21 protein-coding genes are annotated in these 20005 nt (G+C 64.4%); 8 read left to right on the top strand and 13 right to left on the bottom strand.

All coding sequences use genetic code 11. The features are described 5' to 3' along the window. Positions 1–118: 118 nt before the first annotated feature. The 5 genes from RIF72_RS15890 to RIF72_RS15870 all read left to right on the top strand — a co-directional run bounded on the left by RIF72_RS15890 (position 119) and on the right by RIF72_RS15870 (position 3877). Positions 119–1099, top strand: coding sequence for a hypothetical protein (locus RIF72_RS15890; protein WP_309075808.1), 981 nt, complete (start codon positions 119–121; stop codon positions 1097–1099). Further along, positions 1096–1902 carry a hypothetical protein gene (locus RIF72_RS15885; RefSeq protein WP_309075807.1) on the top strand — a complete coding sequence of 269 codons (807 nt, stop codon included), beginning with the start codon at positions 1096–1098 and terminating at the stop codon, positions 1900–1902. Before RIF72_RS15890 ends, RIF72_RS15885 begins: the two co-directional genes overlap by 4 nt. Positions 1903–1948: 46 nt before the next feature. Further along, positions 1949–2584, top strand: a complete 636-nt coding sequence (locus RIF72_RS15880; RefSeq protein WP_309075806.1) for a hypothetical protein — start codon at positions 1949–1951, stop codon at positions 2582–2584. Then, on the top strand, positions 2571–3206 hold the full coding sequence (locus RIF72_RS15875; RefSeq protein WP_309075805.1) for a hypothetical protein: 636 nt from the start codon (positions 2571–2573) through the stop codon (positions 3204–3206). Before RIF72_RS15880 ends, RIF72_RS15875 begins: the two co-directional genes overlap by 14 nt. Before the next feature lie 71 nt (positions 3207–3277). Continuing rightward, on the top strand, positions 3278–3877 hold the full coding sequence (locus RIF72_RS15870) for a hypothetical protein (protein WP_309075804.1): 600 nt from the start codon (positions 3278–3280) through the stop codon (positions 3875–3877). A 106-nt stretch (positions 3878–3983) separates the two neighbouring features. Here the strand turns inward: RIF72_RS15870 and RIF72_RS15865 are convergent, their stop codons facing one another. The 3 genes from RIF72_RS15865 to RIF72_RS15855 are packed head-to-tail and all read right to left on the bottom strand — an operon-like array spanning position 3984 to position 6000. After that, positions 3984–4559: a DUF3618 domain-containing protein gene (locus RIF72_RS15865; RefSeq protein ID WP_309075803.1), complete on the bottom strand. Its 576-nt coding sequence runs from the start codon at positions 4557–4559 to the stop codon at positions 3984–3986. Then, positions 4556–4987 (bottom strand): phage holin family protein, encoded by a 432-nt coding sequence (locus RIF72_RS15860; RefSeq protein WP_309075802.1) that lies wholly within the window; start codon positions 4985–4987, stop codon positions 4556–4558. The genes RIF72_RS15865 and RIF72_RS15860 overlap by 4 nt, the downstream gene beginning before the upstream one ends. Continuing rightward, positions 4984–6000 (bottom strand): hypothetical protein, encoded by a 1017-nt coding sequence (locus RIF72_RS15855; RefSeq protein ID WP_309075801.1) that lies wholly within the window; start codon positions 5998–6000, stop codon positions 4984–4986. The genes RIF72_RS15860 and RIF72_RS15855 overlap by 4 nt, the downstream gene beginning before the upstream one ends. Before the next feature lie 183 nt (positions 6001–6183). On the opposite strand from RIF72_RS15855, the gene RIF72_RS15850 reads away from it, so the two are divergent. After that, a complete protein-coding gene (locus RIF72_RS15850) occupies positions 6184–7266 on the top strand; it encodes an FUSC family protein (protein WP_309075800.1) in 1083 nt (360 codons plus the stop codon). A 3-nt stretch (positions 7267–7269) separates the two neighbouring features. Here the strand turns inward: RIF72_RS15850 and RIF72_RS15845 are convergent, their stop codons facing one another. Both RIF72_RS15845 and rfaE2 read right to left on the bottom strand, forming a co-directional pair. Next, a complete protein-coding gene (locus RIF72_RS15845) occupies positions 7270–8304 on the bottom strand; it encodes an NAD-dependent epimerase/dehydratase family protein (protein ID WP_309075799.1) in 1035 nt (344 codons plus the stop codon). Positions 8305–8314: 10 nt separating this feature from the next. After that, the gene (gene rfaE2 / locus RIF72_RS15840) at positions 8315–9865 is read right to left on the bottom strand and encodes a D-glycero-beta-D-manno-heptose 1-phosphate adenylyltransferase (protein ID WP_309075798.1); all 1551 of its coding nucleotides are present in this window, start codon (positions 9863–9865) and stop codon (positions 8315–8317) included. A 145-nt stretch (positions 9866–10010) separates the two neighbouring features. Between rfaE2 and RIF72_RS15835 the strand changes: the two genes are divergently transcribed. After that, a complete protein-coding gene (locus tag RIF72_RS15835) occupies positions 10011–11186 on the top strand; it encodes a glycosyltransferase family 9 protein (protein WP_309075797.1) in 1176 nt (391 codons plus the stop codon). Here RIF72_RS15835 and RIF72_RS15830 read toward each other — a convergent pair. The 7 genes from RIF72_RS15830 to RIF72_RS15800 form a co-directional block, all read right to left on the bottom strand. Continuing rightward, complete coding sequence (locus RIF72_RS15830) at positions 11152–11847, bottom strand: SDR family oxidoreductase (protein ID WP_309075796.1); 696 nt, start codon at positions 11845–11847, stop codon at positions 11152–11154. The two genes, RIF72_RS15835 and RIF72_RS15830, sit on opposite strands and share 35 nt — an antisense overlap. A 30-nt stretch (positions 11848–11877) precedes the next feature. After that, on the bottom strand, positions 11878–13287 hold the full coding sequence (locus tag RIF72_RS15825; protein WP_309075795.1) for a PfkB family carbohydrate kinase: 1410 nt from the start codon (positions 13285–13287) through the stop codon (positions 11878–11880). Next, the gene (locus tag RIF72_RS15820; RefSeq protein WP_309075822.1) at positions 13284–13931 is read right to left on the bottom strand and encodes an SIS domain-containing protein; all 648 of its coding nucleotides are present in this window, start codon (positions 13929–13931) and stop codon (positions 13284–13286) included. The genes RIF72_RS15825 and RIF72_RS15820 overlap by 4 nt, the downstream gene beginning before the upstream one ends. Positions 13932–14011: 80 nt before the next feature. Beyond that, positions 14012–15277: a glycosyltransferase gene (locus RIF72_RS15815; RefSeq protein ID WP_309075794.1), complete on the bottom strand. Its 1266-nt coding sequence runs from the start codon at positions 15275–15277 to the stop codon at positions 14012–14014. After that, positions 15274–16410, bottom strand: coding sequence for a glycosyltransferase (locus tag RIF72_RS15810; RefSeq protein WP_309075793.1), 1137 nt, complete (start codon positions 16408–16410; stop codon positions 15274–15276). Before RIF72_RS15810 ends, RIF72_RS15815 begins: the two co-directional genes overlap by 4 nt. After that, positions 16407–17510, bottom strand: coding sequence for a glycosyltransferase family 9 protein (locus RIF72_RS15805; RefSeq protein WP_309075792.1), 1104 nt, complete (start codon positions 17508–17510; stop codon positions 16407–16409). The genes RIF72_RS15810 and RIF72_RS15805 overlap by 4 nt, the downstream gene beginning before the upstream one ends. Then, positions 17507–18061, bottom strand: coding sequence for an HAD family hydrolase (locus RIF72_RS15800; RefSeq protein WP_309075791.1), 555 nt, complete (start codon positions 18059–18061; stop codon positions 17507–17509). Before RIF72_RS15800 ends, RIF72_RS15805 begins: the two co-directional genes overlap by 4 nt. Positions 18062–18147: 86 nt before the next feature. Here RIF72_RS15800 and RIF72_RS15795 point away from each other — a divergent pair, with 86 nt between their 5' ends. Further along, positions 18148–19110 (top strand): glycosyltransferase family 9 protein, encoded by a 963-nt coding sequence (locus RIF72_RS15795; RefSeq protein ID WP_309075790.1) that lies wholly within the window; start codon positions 18148–18150, stop codon positions 19108–19110. 4 nt (positions 19111–19114) lie between these two features. Here RIF72_RS15795 and RIF72_RS15790 read toward each other — a convergent pair whose 3' ends face one another. Next, positions 19115–19894 carry a sigma-70 family RNA polymerase sigma factor gene (locus tag RIF72_RS15790; protein WP_309075789.1) on the bottom strand — a complete coding sequence of 260 codons (780 nt, stop codon included), beginning with the start codon at positions 19892–19894 and terminating at the stop codon, positions 19115–19117. Between the last annotated feature and the right edge of the window lie 111 nt (positions 19895–20005).

Raw genomic sequence — 20005 nt, 5'->3', positions numbered from 1 at the left:
CTGCCGCCGTCGTTCTTTAACGGTTTATACACATGGGCATGTCTCCCCATCGCGGCAGCTTGCGGGTCCGCCTAGGCTGGGACCAGACTTTTCGATGCATGTTCACAGGGGGTTCCATATGGCTGGGTTCTACGGCGCGGACATCGCGCAGCTTCGCAGTCTGGCGGGTGTGATGGGCAAGGCCGCCGACGCCATCAGCCTGCAAAGCACGCAGTTGTCCAACGCGATCAACTCCACCACGGCGTGGCAGGGCCGGGACGCCACGGTATTCAAGGGCGACTGGAACAGCCAGCACCGGCAGAGCCTCGTAAAGGCCGCCAACATGCTGCGCGAAAATGCGAGCCAACTGAAGAAGCACGCCAATCAGCAAGAGTTCGCCAGCCACAATGATGGATCAGGCACCTCAGTGGGTGTCCTCAAGGACGTCTACGACACCGCCATGGGCGTCAAGGGTGTGGCTGCTCCGCTGTGGACGGCGTACAAGTACCTCAAGCTCGGCAACGCAGAATGGGTGAAGACCCGAGAGGTCCTGACCAACTGGCGGGCCGGTGGCACAGTGGTCCGCGACGCCATGACCGCGCTGCGTAACGGTGAGAAAGTCACTGATGTCCTCACCGACCTCAAGGCAAACATCCCCTACAGCCAGGCCTTCCAGGAGGCCAGCAAGTTCTCCAAGGGCCTCCGCATTGCCGGAGCCCTGGCGGCGCCGCTCAACATCGTGGGCGGCATCAGCGACATGATCAACCCCGAGCACGACGGCTGGCGCGGCACTGGTGACCGCGTCGCCGGCGGCTTGTCCGTGGTGGGCGGCGTCGGCAGCATCATGCTCATGACAGCCGGCGGCGCAGCCCTCCTGGGACCGATCGGCGCTCCAATCGTGATCGGCGCCGGCATCGTTGCGGGCGCGTGGGCATTGGGTAACCTCGTAGCTGATAACTGGGACTCCATCAGCAACTTCGCCCGCAACCCCGGCAGTTACATCGCTGACGGGGCCAAGGAGGTGGCAGGCTTCGCCAAGGACGTAGGCAGTAAGGTGGCAGACGGGGTCAGTGACGCCGCCAAGTCAGTCGGAAACTTTGTCGGAGGGATATTCGGATGACCACCAGCACCATGAAATGGACCCAGCGGGACATTGAGGCCGCGGCCAAGGTCCTGGCCTCGGCCAGCGCAATCGGTGCGCCTTTGCCCACGCTGACCGATGAGGAAGTTGTGGCCCTGGACGGCGTCCAGCACGAACAGCTGGTTGCCCTGCCGTGGCTATCTGCGCAGGACGCCAGCAAGGAACTGATGTGCGCTGTCGCGTTGCGCGGCCTGCTCGCCAAGGAACTCGTTTATCCGGTGGTATTCGAGGGTGAAACCGAGCCGTCGCGCTTGCACGCCACCGAAGAAATCACCGGCGCCCTCACTCTGCGCCGCAGCGGCAGCAGCGTAGTTTCCGTGGAACGTACCGTATCCACCGGCAAGCGTTGGCTCTACGGCTACCTTCACGATGAAGGCGTCCTGCTGGAAGAAGTGGACGAAAGTGGGCTGCACGGCTTCACCGTAGTCACCCGCGACCAGCTGGTTCCGCGTCTGGCCGAGTTCGTAGACCCCCAGCAGGCCGCAGCCCGCGACACCGAACCTGCCCTTTACACGGAAGCCCAGTTCGAGGCACACGCCGCCACGGCCTTGGCCGACACCCAAGCCGCGAGCAACGTAGTGGCTTTCAATTCCGATACCAACGAGTTCCCCACGGTCACCGTGTACACCGGCCCCTCCAGCGTTCACGTGCTGACCCCACGGGCGGAGGGTTCCCCGGAGTCCGGCGCCCCGGAGCAGACTGAATCAGTGTCGTTCGAGCTGCAGGAAACGTCTGCAGCATCGTTGGCCCGCGTCCTCGGTGGACTTGCGGGACTGGCCTGACCCTTAGCACCCAAGCCGTACACCGCCGTCGAGCTGAAAGCCCCTCATGAGCACTTCGAAGTCCACAACAGTCACCGGGCTGCTTGACGCTGTCAACGGCCGCCCCGTTCGCCGCCACCCTGAAACCGGCGCGTACTTCGTCAAGGCCTCGGCAGGCGCCCACTTCTGGGGCCGCGCCTTGGATGCGGTGGTGTTCGTGGTTGGTTACATGGTTCTGGCCGTGATCGCTGCTGTGATCCGGGAATCCATGATGAACAGCGGCTCGGCACTCGGGTACAACGATGGTTTGTGGCTGACGCTCTACGTTGTCCTCTGGTTCGTGGGGCTGTTCGTCTACGGGATGATCTGGGGATCCGTGGGCAGCGTGGGCGATGCAGCCGCCGGCATGCGCTCCGTGCGGATCAAGAACGGCACGACGGCGGGAGCATGGTTGGGTGGTTGGCGCGCCATCTGCTGGTCTTTCTTCCCGTTCTTCGTGGTTATGCTCATTGCGTCCGCAATAAGTGGCGGCGGAGACGACACTTGGGATCCGAAGTTTGCAGCTATTGACCGGCGCTCGGGAATCGCCCAAGGCCAACAGCCTGTCCCGGACCCCAAGGTAGTCGCCGCAGAACAGGCCTCCGAAGCGGAGCGTCGGAACATGCCCAACCTCTACGGCCAGCGTCCGGATGCGCGGCCGTAACTGGTTGGTTCGCCGGGTGGAGCGCAGGCTCGCACCTGAGCTCGGCCAGCTTCGATATGTCGCATCCTCACGCAGGATCTTCTGGAAGGCGCTGATCCCCTGTTTGGTAGTGGGCTTCGTCTTCGGGACCATTGCCGAATTCGTCAGCCCAATTCGTTCCACCAGGGATGCCGGACACTTCAGCGACCCGGCGCTGTTCATCACCGCGAGCATTCTCACCGGATCGTTGCTGTGGGGGATGACTCTTTTAGGAAGCTTCCGGAAGGTGCTGGTTTTCGACCGCGGAATGGTGGCCAAGTACTCCCAAAAGCACACCCGGGTTGTGATTCCCTGGAGTGACATCGTGCCCGGGAGCCTGAAGGCGGTGACCACGGCCGACGGCAGCAATCCCGACCGCCGATTGGTGGCCCGCCAGAAGGTTTCGTTGGGTGCAGGTGGGCGCAATGCATTGGTTTTCCAAGCCCGGGAAATCTTCTGGGTCTTCGCCTCCGACGAGGATCCGTGGCCCTTGGTCAGTGCAGTCCAGGAAAGTCTGCGTGACGCAGGAATGGCCGACGCTGTCCGCGCCACATCAGGTGCGCTACCCGCCGTCGTACTCACCGGACGTACGGCGCTTGACTGACCACCCTTACTCAACAAAGGGCAAATTTTGCCCTTGCAGAGCTGCTACCAGCCGGTAGCATGTGATCAACTATGTTCACTCTCACCATCAACCAACGCGACAGCCGCCGTGACGGCGACCTTGTGCCGCAGCTGCTCAAGGACCTGCGGCACATTCCCGCGCGGCTCGACTTTGATCGCTCGGTTGAGGATGAGGTGCAGGGCATCGTCGATTGCAGCCATCAAGCTGTGGAGACGGCCCTGATAGCCCTCCGGACAGGCCGGTGGTACGTGGGAATCGGCGTGGGACCCATCAACGAGCCGTTGCCCAATTTGGTCAAGGATGCCTCGGGGCATGGCCTTGTTTACGCCCGACGGGCAGTCGATCGGCTGCGCAACGGCAAAGAACGTGTCCCCGTAGCCGTTGATGGCCCCATAACAGCCTTGGCCTCGGAAGCGGAAGCCGTTTTGAGGCTCCTCGGGCACATTGTGCTGCACAGAAGCCCCGCCGAATGGCGGGTGCTGGATTTGCTCACGCCTGGCGTCCGGGGCCAACAGAAGACCGTGGCCCAGGAGCTCGGCATCACTACCCAGGCCGTGAGCAAAGCCTTGGCACGCGCTCAGTGGGCGGAGGAGCACGCCGCCCGTCCGGCCGCCGCCCGCTTGCTGCAGCTGATCCTCGAAGTGCGTTAGGGACTCCACACCCCCAGTCGCAGCAAACCCAACTAAGTAGCACTTAAGGCCGTTCTGAGAGCTCAAAACGACCTGAAGTGCTACTTAGTTGGGTGAGCGGGGCAGCTTACTGGTTGCTGACGTTGTCCTTGGCCGTCTGTGCGCGGTCCTGAACGTCGGCTGCTGCTGTCTGGCCCTCGTCCTTGACGTTGGCTGCGGCTTCCGTGGCAGTGTCCTTGACGTTCTGCATCGCGTCCTGAGCGGGCTCGCGCAGGTGCTCGGCAACTTCCTGGGCAGCGTGGCTGAGCTCCTCCGTGAGCGGCTGGGCAGCTTCCTTCAATGCCTGGGCAGCCTCGCGCTCCTTGTCCGATGGCGGAATCAGCGCAGAGACCAGCAATCCCGCTCCGAAGGCGATAAGGCCGGCAGCGATTGGGCTGCCCTGGGCCTTGCGGGTGATCGCTTGAGGGGCGTCGCCAATGTCTGAGACCGCACCTGACACGGCATCCTGGGCCTGATGAGCCACGTCGCTGGCCCTGTGCTGCACGTCATCGCTGGCGCCGAAGACGGCCGTCTTGATCTTGTCCACCCGGCGGTTGACGATGTGCGAAGGCGTGACCTTGTCAGCCACGGCATCAACGTTGGTGCTGAGCCGCCGGCGGGTTTCTTCGATATCGGCGCGCAGGGCGTCGGGGTTCTGCGTCATCGTGTCTCCTCAGTGTTTGGTTTCAAAGCGGGAGGTATTTCCTTGACCGTCTCAGCGGTCCGGGGCATGCCCTTGATGGCGTTCAGTTCCTTGCGGCCCATCGCTGCCAAGACGGCAGCAACAATTCCCCAAATGACCGCAACGATCACCGCGGACCAACCGAGGCCAACCAGCTGGCCCAAGGCCCACCACAGGGCGATGGATAGAAACAGCACGGTGATGTGGCCGGCGTATGCAGCTCCGCCCAGCATTCCCGCGCCCTTGCCGGCCTTGGTGGCGGAATCCTTCAGCTCCGCCTTGGCCAGCTCCACTTCCTGGCGCATCAACGTGGAGACGTCGCGCGTCAGGTCGCTCAGCAGCTCACCAAGGGGAAGGTTTTCCGCTTTCTCATGGGCTGTTGTGTGAGGCAGGTCGGCGGGACTGCTCATCGGGGACCTCCGTACTGGGGGTCATCCGGATCAAGCGGACTCTCCGGATCAATTGCTCCAGCAAGCGGGTCCCCCTGTGCCTTGACTCCACCGGCGGTTGTCTCCGGGTACGGCAGCGTCGATCCGTCGTAGCCGCCCGTGGTACCGGCATCGTAACCCGCGGTTGCTGCGCCACCAGTTGCTGCGCCACCAGTTGCTGCGCCACCGGTTGCTGCGCCGGTGGTGGTGGCCGATCCATAACCGGCTGTGGTGGTGGTGGGGCCTGGAAGGTCCACAGCCGGAGGCGTTACTGCGCCGCCCTGCGTCGGGTAATAGACGGCTTGTGGTGTCTGCTCGGCTGTGGTGCCGGTGCTTCCACTGGACGTGCCACCCATTGGCGAGTTGTCGGCCATACCCCGGCCGAGCCGGCCTGCAAGGACACCGGCTCCGGCTGCGAGCAGCAGGAAGGCGCCGGGCTTGCGGCGCGCGAATCCTTTGACTTCGTCCAGCAGTGAGCCGGGATCCCGGCCCTCCAGCCACTGGGCGATGGAGGAAGAACGTTGGGCTGCCTGCTGGACCAGATCCGTGGCAACGCCACCGTTTTGGTTTGAATTGGCCATGGTGGACAGTTCGTCAGAGATGGAACGCAAGCCTTCGGCAACACGCTGCTGCTGGACCTGGGCCTGGTCTGTCAGTTCGCCCTTGGTCTGCGTGAGCAGCTGCCGTGCGTTTACCTTGACTTCGTGGGCTACATGGCCGGCCTCGGACTTGGCAGTGTCCACTACACCACCTGCAGCATCCGATACCGCTCCGGCCATTCCCGCAGCTTCCTCCTTGGCCGTGTCTACCTTGCCGGAACTGGCAGAACCGGTCCCTGAACCAGCAGGAGTTCCGCTGATTCCGGTGGTTCCGGCAGTTTGCGTTTCAACGTCCGGCGAGTCGAGGTAGCTTCCGGAAAATGGCTCGGTCCCTGCATGGGCTCCGGTCCGTGGCGCCGCGAAGCTTCCGTCCTGCGGCGATTGGCTCTCAGTCATTGTCGCTCTCTTTCCACAGTTGGCAGGCTGCGGACAGCAGCCGGGATAGTAAGTATCGTTACTATCAATGGGTGTGTACCCGCTTGCCACGGTTCTAATCACCCCAATTTCCAAAAGATGGCGTGCCCCACTTTCACCGCTTCCCGCTCGACACAGGAGGACTTACCTGCCAACGTAGGTCTAATGAGCCAACTGCCCACGCGGCGACGGCTGATTCCCGCGCTTCGAAAAACCGTCACCCGCCACCGACTCCTGTTCGCTGCCAAAACGGCCGTCGCAGCAGGCCTCGCCTGGTACCTTGCACCCTTTATGCCGGGCCCTGCCGCCGAGTATCCGTACTACGCTCCGCTGGGCGCCTTGGTGAGCATGCACCCCACAGTGGCCGACTCAGCCAAACATGGACTCCAGAGCCTGGTGGGTTTGGTGTTGGGCATCGGCATGGCCTTCGCCATCACCACCGTCGCCGCGCCTACTGCGCTGGCTGTTGCAGTGGTGGTGGGGCTCGGCGTGCTCATCGGCGGCCTTCCCCGGCTGGGCACTGCCTCTGAATGGATTCCCATGGCAGCGCTGTTCGTGCTGGTGCTGGGTGACTCTAACGCCGAAGGTTTCTCCTTCGCCTACGTCCTTCAGATGGCCTTGGGCGTCACGGTTGGATTTGCGGTGAACTGGCTAATATTTCCGCCCCTTCACCTCGACGATATTGATCCCGCCATCGCCGGACACCAAGGTGCCTTATCCCGCCAGCTCAAAGACATGGCTCGAGCCATGGAAGAGTCCTGGCCACCAAACCACGAGGCGTGGGCAACCCGCAGCGACGAACTCTCGGTCACAGCGGCCGGCGTGCGGACCGCGGTGCACCAAGCTGAACTCAGCGCCAAAGCGAACCCCAGGTCCCGTCGTCGTGCAACGCGCCTACCCAGCGACCTCGCTGGCCTGCGAACCCTCGAACGGCTCACGTTCCACGTCCAGGACATCACCGACGTCCTGGCCAGCGCCATCTGGGAGGAGGGCGCCGGGACTGTCATTCCGGATGCCGTGGTCGCTCCGCTTTCCGAAGCCTTGGAGTCTGTAGCCCGCGTGGTGGACCACTGGCGGGACGCGGAGTCCGGCGAGCTCGCCAACCGCCTGGCAAGGGCGAAGGACAGCATCGACGCCCTCAGCGATGCCGTGGCTGAGGCCGCGGCTGACCAAGCCCCGGTGAACGCTCCGGCATCGGTGGCCATGAGCCTGCGCCGGATTCTCACCGTTGTGCTGTCCTCCGAGTAGAAGCTAGCGCGGTCTCAGCGGCGGTGACCCCTTCCGGCCCCTACCTGCGCCAATCCCGTCCAGCATTTCCGCCAGTGACTCCAGCGAAGAATGCTTCGGTGACCAGCCCAACAGTGCATGCGCCCGGGCTGTGTCCATGATGGGCGCGTTGGCCGCCATGTCCACCCACCCGCCGTCGGTCACCTGCAGGCGGAGTCGCCAACTAACGTCGACGACGGCGCGCAGCACCGGCAGCGGGAACGGCATCACCCGCCGGGCGTTGAAAAGCCATGCCAAGGCGTTGGGGTCTATGACCGGCTCTGCGGCGATGTTGAACGCACCTTCTGCTTTGCGCTCCAACACACGCCAGTAGGCATCAGCGACGTCGGCCGTGTGGGCGGCTTGGAACACCATCTCCTTGGGGACGGCAAGCAGCGGCAGCCAGGGCTTACGCGGGACCAATCGAGGCAGGACTCGTCCCAGGAAGTAGCGGCCAACCTCACTCCCGCCACCTGCACTGAACATCAGCGCGGGCCGGAGCCGGGCCACCACTATGTCCGGGTTCTCCTTGGCAAAACCGTCCAAGAGCCTTTCCTGTGCCGCCTTGTCCACACTGTAATGGGAGCTGCGGATGCCATCCGTAGGCCAGTCTTCCTTGGTCCGTTGGTCCTTGGGAGCCGGCGAGTACGCCCCCACAGATGATGCGCACACGATGTGCCCCACTCCGGCTTTGCGCGCGGCGGCCAACACATGGGCTGTTCCTGCCACATTGGTCCGGCGCAGCATCTCCCGGTCATGGTTCGGTTGGATCAGCCACGCAAGATGAACCACGGCATCGGCGCCCGCCAAAGCTGCTTCCAGCGCGGGTTGATCCTCCACGGTGCTGATATCCAAGGTGTGCCACTCCACGCCGTGATATGGCGCGGCATCCGGATCAGGTTGCCGCCGGACGACGCCCACCAGTTCCAGGTCTGCGCCCTCTTCAGAGCGTGCTCTCTCGAGCCGCTTCAGCAGTTCCGTGCCGCCGTGTCCTGTTGCACCGATAATCGCGATTCGCATGGCTGCTTCCTCAGGTCTGCGGGGCTTCGCCCGTGGAACGTATGCGTTCCAGGACCGCTGTGGTGGAGTGCTCGGGCACGTAATCCAAGATGGTTACAGTGCCGCCGTAACGTTCCACGGCTTCGGTTTCCTGGAGCATTTCCGGCGTGTAATCGCCGCCTTTGGCGTAGACGTCGGGCTGCAGAAGCTCGATGAGCGGAATGGGGGTTGGGGTATCGAACACCGTGACATGGTCCACACAGCTCAGTGCGGCGATGACTGCCGCGCGGTCGGCCTCGTGGTTGACCGGCCGGTCCGGACCTTTGAGCTTCCGCACGGAAGAATCGCTGTTCAGCGCCACCACTAATACGTCGCCCAGTTGCTTGGCCTGGTTGAGGTAGCGGGTGTGGCCGCGGTGGAGGACATCGAAGCACCCGTTGGTCAGCACAATCCGCTTACCCTCGCTTCGGTGCTCTTCCACGTGCCGGGCCAACTCAGAATCCGTCAGTGCAGTATCCGCGAACCCTCGCAGATGCTTTGCCAATTCGTCAGTGGTGCAGACGGAGGTACCTGGCCGATGCACAACAACATCGGCTGCCGCTTGAGCCAGGTCCACGCTGGTGGTCAGGGGTAATCCGGCAGCACGGGCTATGGTCAGCGCCGCCACGAAAGTATCGCCGGCACCTGAGGCTTGCTTTTCGGCTTGCGGCCGCGCCCAGGTGCGGTGGGTGGCCGGGTTCCGGGAGTCGCCGTTGGGCCGGATCGTCAGGGTCCCCTCCCGGTCCAAAGTCACGACGACGGCTGCGGCACCTGAGGTGCGGAGGAGCTGGTCCGCGTGGGCTTCCACAAAGGGACACCTGGCAGCGCCCCCGGGGAACTCAGTCCCAAGCAACCTGGCCGCTTCCTGCGCATTCGGGGTAGCGAGGTCAGGCCTGAGTTGGGCCCAGCGTCCTGGATAGTGGGCGTCCACAACTACCAAGGTGTCCTGTCGGGCACTGGCAGAGCGGGCTTCTGAGCCCTCACTTTGAGGTCCTAGATTTTCGAGTATTACATCCCGCACCGCACCTTCCAGGGCGCCGGCCCCGTAGTCACAAAGGACCACGGCTGACGAGCCGGGGAGTGCTTGCGGAATGGCAGCGGCCATCTGGCGTAGCCCATCCAAGGGGACCTCCTCGGCGGCATCGTCCAGGCGAAGCATCACCTGCCCGCCGCTGCTCACGCGGAATTTGGTGGTGGTGGTCATTCCGGCATGCGACACGACGTACGACACGTCCACTCCCGCCGATCTGAGCTGCTCAAGGAGTGTGTGGCCGCCTGAGTCCTCGCCCACCAGTGAAACGAATCGGACGTCCGCCCCCATCGCGGCGAGGTTCATCGCCGTGTTGGCGGCACCGCCCGGGGCAAAGTCGCGGCGCTGGACTTGGACCACTGGGGCTGGGGCTTCGCGACAGAACCGCTCAATGGTTCCATCCCACCAGCCGTCAAGGATGGAATCGCCGATGACCGTCACAACAGGTCGTTCCTCGGCCAAGCGGCCCGGCAACCAGTCAGCCAGACCTTCTTGATTGGATAGGCGTGCCATGGGGTACCTTCCGGTTGGGCAACAGTTTCCTGTTCCCCTCAGGTACCCCGCGGCACGCGCTTCACACGCCCGGCCAGAGAGTTTCGCGGCAAAGGGCAGGCCCGGAACAGTGCACAGCAGCGTAGGCAGCGAAAGGAAGCATCCCATGGAGAACCCGCTGATGAACGTGAACCTCGGAGTTGGACCAGTACTGGAAAAGTTCAGCGACGTGAAGCGGATAGCGGTCCTCCGGGGTGGCGGATTGGGTGACCTGATCTACACCTATCCCGCCCTAAGCGCGTTCAAAAATGCTTACCCTGATGCCACAGTCACATTGCTGGGCACCCCGATCCACGCCGCAGTGGTGGCTGCTACGGAAGGTCCCGTGGACGACGTCGAACTGCTCCCCGTTGCGCGCGGCGTTCACGACGGTCCCCGCAACGGCGAGCGCTTTGAGGATGATGCTGAGGACGTGGCGGCCCAAAAGGCCTTCTTCGCGAGCATGCGGGCCAAGGAGTTCGATATTGCATGCCAGATGCACGGTGGGGGCCGGTTTTCCAACCCTTTCCTGCTCCGACTGGGTGCACGGCACACCGTAGGTACCCGCACCAAAGATGCGGAGCCGCTGGAGCGCAACCTGGACTACGTCTACTACCAGAACGAGCCGGACCGATGGCTGGAGGTGGCGGGTCTTGCGGGAGCTCCCACCATCGTTTCCCCTCCCCTGCTCGCCAAGCCTGAGCATCAGCAGAACATTGTTGGACTACGGGATCCACAGAGGGCATCGTTGGTGGTGGTCCACCCGGGTGCCACCGATCCGAGGAGGCGCTGGCCGGCGTCGAACTTTGCTCAAGCCGCCGCGGGCGTAGCAGCCGAAGGCGCCCAAGTATTGATCGTGGGTGACCGTTCGGAGAAGGCACTGGCCCAGGAGGTAGCGGACCTCGCGGTACGGCACCTCCCGGAGACTGACCGCCATGCTGTGCGTTCCGTGGCGGGCGAGCTGGAGATCGGAGACCTGGCGGCCCTCCTGTCGGATGCAACCGTGATGCTGGCCAGTGACAGCGGCCCCCGGCACCTGGCCCAGGCATTGGGGACTCCAACAGTGGGTATTTTCTGGGTGGGGAACGTCTTCAATGCAGGACCGCGTGGCCGGAGCATGCACCGCATCCAGATGTCCTGGGTGACGCAATGTCCGCGATGCGGAGCGGATATCACGCAGGTGGGATGGACGGCACCGCACTGCGGCCACGACGACACCGTGGTGAGCGGCATCGCCGTGGCCGACGTTGTTCAGGACGTGCTGGACCTTACGGCCACGAGCCTTCTTCTGCGGGGCAAATAAGGAGTTCGCGGACCTCGCTGCCGAATGGCTGGGACAGGGCGAACACCACTGCCTGTGCCACGTTGGCGGGATCGTTGAGCTTGGAATCGTCCTGCGGCTTGTATTGTTCGTCCCGGTCGTCGAAGAAGTGGGTCTTCATGCCTCCCGGGATGATGGTGGTGACGCCGATGACGCCACCGGTTTCCGCTGCCAGTGCACGGCTGAAGCCGATCACTCCGAACTTCGAGGCGCAGTACGCCGTGGCATCCGGCAGCGCCCGAAGGCCCAGTGTGGAGGCGATGGTGATGGCCCTGCCGCGGGATCCTTTCAGGTACGGCAACGCTGCACGGATTACGGATACCGTGCCCAGGAGGTTCACACCGATAACCTTTTCCCATTCCTCTGCCGGGACGTCGCCTAACTTGCCGCAGCGGTCGATGCCTGCCGCCGTCACCACACCGTCCAGACCGCCAAGAGTTTCGGCGGCCTCTTTGACGGCAACTTCCACTGCTTCACGGTTGGAGACGTCAACTTCCAAGGCTTTGGCCCCTGACACATTGCTGACGTCGCGGTCGAAGACGAAGGGTGTGCCGCCGGCGTCGCGGATGGCTTCCACGATCGCAGCGCCAAGGCCGGAGCCGCCTCCAGTGACGATGACGCGGCCGGGTGTTTGCGTGTTCATGCGGTTCCTCTCGGTTGATCGGTCTTGTTGTCAGCTGACCTTGGCCAGTGCTGCGGCCAGGCCGCTGGTGGAGCGTGCCGGGTGGAAGGGCACAGTGACGCACCGCCCTCCCCAACCCGCAACCAGGCGGGCTTCCGGCAATTCTTCGGGAGTGTAGTCGCCACCCTTGACCCAGATATCGGGCTGTATATGTGTGAGGCAGGCTTCGGGAGTGTCCTCGCCGAAGACCACCACCGCGTCCACGCATTCGAGTGCCAGCAGCAATTCCGCGCGGTCCTCGACGCTGACGATTGGCCGGCGCGCTCCCTTGAGCCGCCTCACCGATTCGTCGGAATTCAGGCACACGATGAGGCAGTCGCCCATGCTGCGCGCGGCAGCCAACGTCCGGGCATGGCCCGCGTGGAGGAGGTCAAAACACCCACCGGTCGCCACCACCGTGCCTCCCCTGGCCCGCACAGCATGAGCTAGCTGGGCCCCATCCGGGTGCAGGTCACCGGTGTCAACTAGTTCCAGGCCCTTAAGCTCCACGACGGGACTGGTTTCAGGCGCTTCAGTCGCCACAGCGAGCGCTGCTGCTCCACCCGCAGCGAGGAAGGCCGACGCATCCTCCACTGCCCTGGTGGATGCCTGGGCGAGGTCCAGTCCGAGCCCCAAATGCACGGCAAGGCTTCCAGCCAGACGGTCGCCGGCTCCACAAGGATCGCTGACGGTGGTCTTGGGCGCGGGAATGCCATGTGCCGGTTCACCGGCTGACAGCAAGAGCGCCCCGTCCTCGCCCCTGGTTACCAGAACCGCAGCACTACCCCATTTCTTGAGCAGGTATCGGCCGGCTTCTTCGGCGCCGGTGCGCGACGGTTCCAACCCACCCGCCTTCGCGGAAGCCAACGCCTCGGCCAGGTTGGGCGTCACGACGGCGATCCCCTCCACAGGCTCGGAACCGGCAGGATGAGGGTCCCACACCACCGGAACGCGATGGGCGGCATCGCTCAGCGCGGCACGGATATCCGTGTTGGCGGTGATTCCGCGACCGTAGTCGGCCACCACAATGGCGTCCGCCGAAGCGATGGCAGTGATCATTTCCCGCGTAGTGGACGGGACGGGGGCGGGCGCGCATCCTTCATCGAACCTGACCATGGGATGCGTCCCGATTCGCACGCGGGTCTTGGTAGGAGTCGGGGCGAGCGGGGCTCCGGCGAGCACCGACACTCCGGCCAGTGCGCGCCTGAGGTGGCTGGCGCCGTCGTCGTCCGATACCGCGGTGACCAGCGCGACGTCGTGACCGTCCTGCGCGAGCACGGTAGCCACCAGCCCAGCGCCACCTGCACGACGCCGGACATCGGCGACGTCGACAACCGGCACCGGCGCGTCGGGGCTGAGCCGGGTGGCGGCCCCGTTGATGTCGACGTCGAGCAGGACGTCACCCACCACCGTGATCCTCATGGTTGCCCCTCTCCGGAGGAAGCTGCGCCATATGATCCCGCCCGCCGGGCGACCTCGGCATCGAAGGCCCGGCACACAGCGTGGATGGCGATGAGGTGACCTTCCTGGGCGTTTGCGGAGATGGCATCCACGGTGATGGCTTGATCGCAGGCGCCGGCCAACGGGTTGGGGTCTGGGCCGGTGAGCGCCCACGTGGTGATGCCGCGTTCCTTGGCGGCACGGACGGCTTTGAGCAGATTGGGACTGCGGCCGCTGGTGGACAGCAGAATAAGGACATCACCTGCGCGGCCATGGGCGCGCACTTGGCGGGCGAAGACTTCCTCGTAGCCGTAATCGTTGGAGAGGGCGGTAACGGCGGAGGATTCTGCGTGCAGTGAGATCGCGGAGAACGGTGCGCGTTCCTCGTCGAACCTCCCAACCAGCTCGGCTGTGAAGTGCTGCGCCTCAGCTGCCGAACCGCCGTTGCCCGCTGCCAGCAGCCGTTGCCCGGAGAGCAGCCGCTTGGCCAGTTCGGTCCCCCACTCGGACAAGCGGACAGACTGCGAGCGCAGGGACTCCAGTGCGGGAAGGACGTTGTCCAGGTGCTTGGTGACCTCTGCCGTGTGGTTGGAATCGGTGATCTCGGGAGCCCAACGCCTCGGCACGGTATCAGGAACAGTGGAACCGGTAGTCGCAAGGCCTTTAACAGTTACCGAGCCTTTGATAGTCACGGGGCCGTTGATAGTCACAATGCCGTTCCTTCCAATGGTTCCAGGCGTTCTTGCTGCCGGGACAGATCCGCCGCCAGAACTGACCGGTAGGCCTTCTCGGTATCCGCCGCGATGCGTTCCCACGAGTAACGGGAGCGCGCCCGGCGTGCTCCGGCACGGCCCATGTCGGCGCGGAGCTCCGCGTCTCCGAGCAGCTTTCCGAGCGCCTCAGCGAGGGCTTCTGGATCACGGGGAGGGACGTGCAGCCCCGTTTTCTGGTCCACCACTGTCTCGCGAAGCCCGCCCACGGCCGCGGCCACCACGGGCACTCCGCAAGCCATGGCCTCGAGGGGCACGATGCCAAAGGGCTCATACCAAGGCGTGCAGACCACGGCGTCGGCGCTCCGGAAGATGCCGGGCATGGCATCCCGCGGGACTTGCCCTCGCATGGTCATTTTGTCCTCGACGCCGAGCTCCTTCGCCATGGCCCTGAGCCGCTGTGCTTCAGGATCTTCTTCGAGGTTGAGGGCATCGCCGGACCCGCCAACAACCAAGAGTTCGACGTCGTTGAAGCCCGCCTCCGCCAAGAGGGGCAAAGCCTGGATGATCAGGTCCACGCCCTTGCGTTGCACGAGGCGTCCCACGCTCAGAATCCGATGCGTGCGGGGCTTGGGTTCGGCGTCGGACGTTCCTGGGAATAAGTTGAGGTCCACGCCGCAGGGCGCGATGGAAATCTTTGACCGGCTGATGCCTAAGGCCTTAAGTTCGAAGACCTCGTCCGGGCAGGTGGCTATGACCCAGTCGGCGGTGCGACCCACCCACGGCTCCAACCATTCCCTGGCTGGCGGGCTGGTATCGGCAGCGCCCTGGTGCCTGCGTTTTACGGAGCCGAGGGCGTGGAAGGTCTGCACCACAGGAACAGGGTCGGCGGCTCCTGCCCGCCGGGACGCTTGGATGGCAGCGAGGCCGGACATCCAAAAATGCGAGTGCACCACGTCCGGGAGCTCGCCGGCCCAGTCGGCGCAGATGCCGTCGGCCAGCTCTCCCATGAACGGCAGGAGATCGTCCTTGGGGATACGTTGCGCAGGCCCGGCGTCCACGTGAACCACCGTGAGCCCCGCCCCCACATTCACCCGATCTGGTAGCCCGGGGTCATCCCGCCGCGTGTACACCGTGACTTGATGGCCGCGATCGGCCAGAGCTGATGAAAGCGCCGCCACATGGACGTTCTGCCCTCCGGCGTCGACGCCTCCCAGGGCAGCCAGCGGACTGGCGTGTTCGGAGACCATGGAGATTTTCATGGGTGCGTCCTCTCTGTGTCATGGCTGGCGTCGGGGTCATGGCTGGCGTCTGTGTCATGGCTGGCGGGGTCAAGACTGGCGTCGGGGTCAAGGCTGGCGTCAGGGTCATGGCTGGCGGAAGCCGTACCGGGTTGCGGAAGGCTTCCCCGGGGCGTGTCCTTGGGGAGTTCGGCCAGGAGTTCGTCCCAGGCCCGAAGAAACTTTGCCAGTCCGTAGCGTTGCAGTGCAGCCTCGCGGGCGACCATGCCCATGGCGTAGGCGTCATCGGGGTCGTCCAGCAGTCGCCGGGCGAACTTCTGGAGATCGTTGACGTCGTTGGAGACCAGGCCTGCGCCGTGCGGAATGGCCCGGCTCGCCTCGGTGGTGGCCAGCGCGAGGACGGGCATGCCAAGATGCATGGCTTCCAACAGGGCCAACCCCAACGAGGTCCAGCGGAGCGGGTGAAGGTACAGGCGGCAGCGGGCCAGTTCCTGGTGGAGTTTGGCGGCGGGGACGTCGCCGGCGATGCGGAGCCGTTCCTCGCTGAGGCCAAAGCCTTTCAGGTTCAGTGCTTCCGGCAAGGCCTCCGTGCCCATGCCGAACACCCGCAACGGTCCTACACCTGCAAATCCCGGGAGAAGGTCCGTTCCTGTGACGCGTCCGCGTCGAACAGGTTCGTTGACCACCACGCCCATCTCTTCCCGCTCACCTGTGTACAGGCGTCCAGGGTCCGGTATGCCGTGCTCGATCACCGTGGTGGTTGCCGTGCCCGTGTCCCAGAAGAGCTGGTTGAAATAGGTCACGTGCACCACCGGAATGGTGCTCTGGTCCGCCAACGGGTGCAGCGTGAACGGGACGTCGCCCTTGGGAGTGTTGTGCTCGAGGTAGACGGCGGGCAAGCCCACGCCTGGGCGGCGGCCGAGTGTTCGGGCCACCGCTGCGATTTCCTCCGGCCGCTGCAGGACCACAACGTCCACGCTGCCGGGGTCCAAAGTGTCCAGATCCACCTCTTGGGCGGCGGCGGGCCACTCACGGCCGCCTCGCCCCAAACCCCACGCGCCGCCGTCGGACGATTTTGGGAGCAGGTACTCATGCTGGCCGCGGACAAATGCCTCCATCCATCCGCCGTGGACGTGCCACACCAGGATCCTCATGGTTTCCAAACCTTTCGTCGGGTGGACAGGGAGGACACGCCTCCCAGGAGCCTTTCAACAGCTTCGACAACCTGCTCCGGCGTTACCGAGCTCAGGCAGGGATGCCCGGGGACCGGGCAAACGCGGGAACGGGTGTTCTTGCAGGCCGCCTCCTGGTCTCCCAGCAGTTCCAGGGGGACGCCGTAGGGTGCCCATCGGATGGCCGGAACCACCGGGGCGAACAGGCACACAACTGGAGTGCCCACCGCTGCCGCCAGATGGGCCGGACCGGTATTGCCGGTAACCACGACGGCGGCTCCCGCCAGTACTGCTGCGAGCGTCCTGAGGTTGGTTCCTCCGCCGAGGTTCCTGGCGGAGGGGCCAGCCACCGTGGCTGTAAGCGACGTTTCGCCCGGGCCGCCTGTGACCACCACCCGGTGCCCATACGCTTCAAGAAGTTCCACCGTGGCAGCATGGTGCAGTGCCGGCCATGCCCTGGCCGGGGCAGCGGCTCCGGGGTGGACCACAATGTACGGGCCGTCATCAGCCAACCCGGCGGCTACCTCTTCAGGATCCGGGCCTGAGGTGATGCGCAGCTTTCCATCGTCGCCGTTCGGCAGCACATAGCCGCCGGCTTCTGCGATGGTGAGCGCCCGGACCGCTTCCGGCTGGTCCTCCGGAAAGTCTTCGCCCGGTTTGAGCCGGACGTCCAAGAGTGAGCCTGCGTAGTCCGTTGACGCCCCCGTGATCTTTTTGACGCCGGCCAGGCGCAAGAGCATCGCCAGTGGAAGCGGGGACTGATGGAAGGACGTCAGGATCACGGCCTCCTGAATTCGTGAACTGCGGACAAACTCGATCAAGCCGCTGGCCATCTCATCCGTGACAGGGGGTGCCGGGTTCACGATCCACGGGCATGCCCACGTGTGCACTTGGGTCACTCCCGGCAGCATCTCCGCAGCACTGGCTCCTTCGGGGCCGCAGAGCAGAACCACATCATTGGGCCGGCTGCCGTCGGGCCGGCTTCCGTCGGGCCGGCTTCCGTTCGCGACTGCACGAAGGGCTGGTCCTGAAAGGAGGACATCCCCCATGCTGTCCAAGCGGGCTACCAGGACGCGGCTCATACACGGGCATCCTGTTCTTCCAGTGCCCCGGAGAGCAGGAGCTCCACTGCCTGTCCCAAGTCTTCCGCAACAAATCCGGCGGCCTCGATTTCCTGCTGCCGGGTTACTTTAGTGGGCACCAGGACAGCCCTCGCACCCGCCGCGGCGGCCGCCTCCATGTCAGCACCAATGTCGCCAACGAAAGCAACCTCCGCTGGCGTGACTCCTAAGGTGCTGCACGCTCCCAGGATCATGCCGGGAGCCGGTTTGCGGCAGTTGCAGCCATCCTCCGGTCCGTGCGGACAGATTTCCCACACATCGAACGGACCCAACATCTGCTCCACCCGCTGATTAACGGAGTGCATTTGCTCCAACGTCAACAGCCCGCGCGCCACGCCCGACTGGTTGGTCACCACTCCGGTGGCGAGTCCTGCCCGGCGCACTCTCTGAAGCGCTTCAAGGGCACCATCCATAGGCCGCACCAGCTGCGGATCGCCATTGTAGGGCACGTCAACAACGAGTGTTCCATCGCGGTCAAACAGGACCGCCTTCAACGTTCCGGTTCCTCCCATACCCGCAACGTTCCCCAGTTCTCCGGACGCTAAACAGTGCGGCCGTGAGAAGTTTCCTGCAGCTAGACTCCTAGCGGGAGGCCACTATGGACACAGCTTTGGACAGTCGCAACAGCAATGATCAACCCCTGCTGCTTGCCCTGCGCGCTTTGAAACTCGGCGATCTCCTGGTCGCGGTTCCCGCGCTCCGCGGGTTGCGGCGGGCGTTCCCCGAGCACCGCATTTTGTATGCCGCGCCTGCGTGGATCGCTGAGGCCTTGGAGCTTGTGGGCGGCATTCACCACCTGCCGACACCAGGGCTCGACGATCCCCTGACAGTCCCCCGGGGTGCCGTGGATATCGCTGTGAACCTCCATGGGAACGGCGCAGAGAGCCGTTTGCGGATTGAAGAACTGCAGGCCAACCGGGTGGTGGCGCACGCTTCCACCGGCACTGATGGACCTCGGTGGACCACCGGCATCCCGGAGCGCGAGCGCTGGACCCGGCTGCTCAACTGGCACGGTATTGATGCTGACCCCCTGGACTATCGGCTGAATCGCCCCGCCGTTCCTTCGCCGCGTCCGGGGGCAACCGTGATCCATGTGGGCGCGGCCTATGGCAGCAGGCTCTGGCCGGTGGAGCGCTTCGCGGATGTTGCCGTCGAGCTCTCTGCTGCGGGGCACGATGTAGTTCTCACGGGCGGCACCTCCGAGCGCGCCCGGGCCGAGGAGACGGCTGCCCTGGCGAAACTCAAGGGAGCAAACCTCGACGGCGGACTGCTGGCCGGGCGCCAAGGTCTCGCCGAGTTTGCGGCCACCATCGCCGAAGCCCGGCTGGTGATCTCAGCCGACACCGGCGCGGCCCATCTGGCATCCGCCTATGAACGTCCATCCGTGGTGCTGTTCGGCCCCGCGCCCGCGGAGGAATGGGGACCGCCGCCCGGACCGCACGTGGTGCTCACCGCCGTCGAACTCCGCCGCGGTGATGTGTTTTCCGCCGATCCCGATCCGGCGCTTTTGGCCGTCAGCGTTCGTGATGTTTTAGCGGCGGTGGAGCGGCTGGGCGTCTAGAGCTTCATTCCGGGGCCGTTCCGTCTTGAAGTTGGGCTTCTTCGTCCAGCAACTGCGTTTGGAGGGACACCAGAATCTTGGAAAGCTTGCGCGAGACTTGCATCTGCGACATTCCCAGGGCCTCGGCAATGGTGGACTGTGTTTCCTCGCGGTAGTAGCGGCGGTAGAGCAAGTGCCGGTCCTCGGCACTCAGGCCACGAATGGCGTTGCGAAGGGCCAGTACGTCTTCGAGCCGGTCTGTGGGGCAACCAAAAGCAGAAAGCGAGCCTTGGATTCCGTCGCGCCCCTCGGATGCCGGAGCGTCCAGGGAATCCGGGCGCTTGCTGGTGCCGGCCATGAGCGCTTCCCGCACCTGGCATGGCTCCAAGCTGAGATCCTCCGCCACCTCCTCCGGAGATGGCGTGCGTTGCAGCGTTTGGGTCATTTCCTCCGTCCGGGCCAACACTTGGCGCCGGACGTCCTGAATGGTGCGGGGCGGACGAACAACCCAGCAATGGTCGCGGAGATAGCGCTTGACCTCCCCGGCGATGGTGGGCGCGGCGTAGGCGGGGAAACTGACGCCCTTCGACTCGTCGTAGCCGCGCGAGGCCTTGATGAGGCCCATGAAGGCAACCTGCCTTACGTCGTCGAGGTCGTGCGTGTGGGCTGAGTATCTGGCGGCAATGGACTTGGCCAAGTTGAGGTGGTCCAGGACCAGGCTGTCCTGGAAGCTCTGCCGAATGCTGCCTTCCGGTTTGCAGGCAGGGGTCCTGGTTTGGACGTTGTGGGGTCGGGTTTGACGCATGGGGCTTCAATCCTTAACCAGCTAAGTGGGGGTGAGCCCACGGCAAGACTCGTTAAAAAGAGAAGCACACTTACTATTAGCTTTCAACGGGTTCCCGGGGTTAGTCTCGAA

Source organism: Paenarthrobacter sp. (assembly GCF_031180005.1).
Taxonomy (GTDB): Bacteria; Actinomycetota; Actinomycetes; order Actinomycetales; family Micrococcaceae; genus Arthrobacter.
Note: the sequence above shows the minus strand (reverse complement) of the source record. Positions and strands in the feature narration are given on the sequence as shown.